3 protein-coding genes are annotated in these 2,137 nt (G+C 68.7%); 2 read left to right on the top strand and 1 reads right to left on the bottom strand.

The window, feature by feature from the left end:
* On the bottom strand, positions 1 to 723 hold a 723-nt coding region (locus AC2VOG_RS20620), incomplete at its 3' end, for a glycosyltransferase family 4 protein (protein WP_486941676.1).
* 42 nt (positions 724 to 765) lie between these two features.
* Between AC2VOG_RS20620 and AC2VOG_RS20615 the strand changes: the two genes are divergently transcribed.
* Both AC2VOG_RS20615 and AC2VOG_RS20610 read left to right on the top strand, forming a co-directional pair.
* On the top strand, positions 766 to 1,533 hold the full coding sequence (locus AC2VOG_RS20615; protein WP_486941675.1) for a class I SAM-dependent methyltransferase: 768 nt from the start codon (positions 766 to 768) through the stop codon (positions 1,531 to 1,533).
* A gap of 45 nt (positions 1,534 to 1,578) precedes the next feature.
* A partial coding sequence (locus tag AC2VOG_RS20610) for an aldehyde dehydrogenase family protein (RefSeq protein WP_486941674.1) occupies positions 1,579 to 2,137 on the top strand: 559 nt, incomplete at its 3' end.

The raw sequence follows: 2,137 nt of genomic DNA, 5'->3' as shown, positions 1-2,137 counted from the left end.
CCACCAGCCGCCACCGACGACGTCGAGATGCAGATCGGGTATCGACGTCCGCAACTGCGCGACCGCATCCAGCGCGTCCTCGATCTGCTTGTGCGGCACCAGCCGCGAGAGCACCACCACACGTGGCGTGGCCGCGCGGGGGCCGCTCGACGACGACTCGGGAGCCTCGTCGACCCCGTTGCGCACCACGGCAATGCGGTCGTTTCCGACACCGAGGCCGACCAGGTCGCGGGCCGACGGGAGCGACACCGTCACGTACTGATTGCGCCGATGCACCTTGGGCGACAGCCACGATTCGACGAACCAGCCGACTCGACTGAGCAACCAGCCGGCCACCGGCCACTGTTCACGATGGCAGTGGTGCACCAGCACCACGACGCGCGAGCCGTAGATCAGCCGGGCCAGAAAAGGCAGGCCGTTTTGGGTGTCGACAACGACGTCGGGCCGGATCCGTCGCAGCGGCCCAACCCCGATCCGGGCTGCCGCCATCGCCAGCATCGCCCAGATGTAGACCGAGTATCGGCCGCCGGCCCGGTCGATGCGGACGCCGTCGACAACTTCCCGTCGAGCCGCACCCGGGTACCGCGCGGTCCGTAGTGTGACCTCGAGGCCGGACGCGGCCAGCTGTGCGCCGATGCGCTGCAGGTAGGTCTCGCTGCCGCCGCCCTGCGGGTGGCCGGTATCGCGCCAGCACAGCAACAGGACCGAGCGCACACCAGGCATCGGACGCCAGACTATCCGGCGGCAAACCGTAGGCTTGGATCGGTGGCCGTGACCGGGGTGTTCGCGCGGCGGGCGACGCTGCGCCGCTCGGCGCGGCTGTTGGCGAGCTTTCGCCACGAGCAGACCGACCCGGCGGAGTTCTACGGCCCGCTGGCCGTCGACACCGCCGACATGATCGGCGACCTCTGGCAGGGCGTCCACGGCGAACGCCCGGTCGGTCGCCGGGTGCTCGATGTCGGCGGCGGACCCGGATATTTCGCCCGGGCGTTCACCGACGCTGGGCTCCACTACATCGGCGTCGAGCCCGAGCCCGCCGAAATACACGCTGCGGGGCCAGTCTTGACGAGCACATCCGGGACTTTCGTGCGGGCGTCGGGCATGGCGCTGCCGTTCGCCGACGACAGCACCGACATCTGCCTGTCGTCGAACGTCGCCGAGCATGTCCCGCGGCCGTGGGAACTGGGCGCCGAGATGCTGCGGGTCACCAGGCCCGGTGGTCTGGTGGTGCTGTCGTACACGGTCTGGCTCGGCCCGTTCGGTGGCCACGAGATGGGCTTGAGCCACTATCTGGGCGGGGCCCGGGCGGCGGCGCGCTACGCGCGCAAACACGGTCATCCGGCCAAGAACAACTACGGGTCGTCGTTGTTTGCGGTGTCGGCCGCCGAGGGCCTGGACTGGGCCGCGAGCACGGGCGCGCTGATCGCCGCCTTTCCCCGCTACCACCCGAAATGGGCCTGGTGGCTGACCGCGGTGCCCGGCGTGCGTGAGTTGCTGGTGAGCAATCTCGTTCTGGTCCTTGCACCACTGTAATGAAACGTGTTCTCGTTTTGGCCCGGCTTGGGTAGGCTGGCGGCCATGACACAAGTCACAACCCAGCAAGCTACGACGGAGTACGACAAGCTGTTCATCGGCGGCAAGTGGACCGAGCCGTCGACGTCCGAGGTCATCGAGGTGCACTGCCCCGCGACCGGCGAGTACGTCGGCAAGGTGCCGCTGGCTGCAGCGGCCGACGTCGACGCCGCGGTCGCCGCGGCGCGCGCGGCTTTCGACAGTGGTCCCTGGCCCTCAACGCCGCCCAAGGAGCGCGCGGCCGTCATCGCCGGCGCATTGAAGCTGATGGAAGAACGCAAGGACCACTTCGTCAAACTTCTCGGCGACGAGACCGGCCAGCCGCCGATGTCGGTCGAGACGATGCAGTGGATGAGTGGAATTGGTTGCCTCAGCTTCTTCGCCGGCCCCGCCGTCGACCAGGTCAAGTGGCAGGAAGTCCGCAACGGCGGCTACGGGCAAACCATCGTCCATCGTGAACCGCTCGGTGTGGTGGGCGCGATCGTGGCGTGGAACGTGCCGCTGTTCCTGGCGATCAACAAGCTGGGGCCGGCACTGCTGGCCGGCTGCACCGTGGTGCTCAAGC

Source organism: Mycobacterium sp. TH-M11, assembly GCF_057473725.1.
This window is presented reverse-complemented; position numbering and strand designations above follow the sequence as displayed.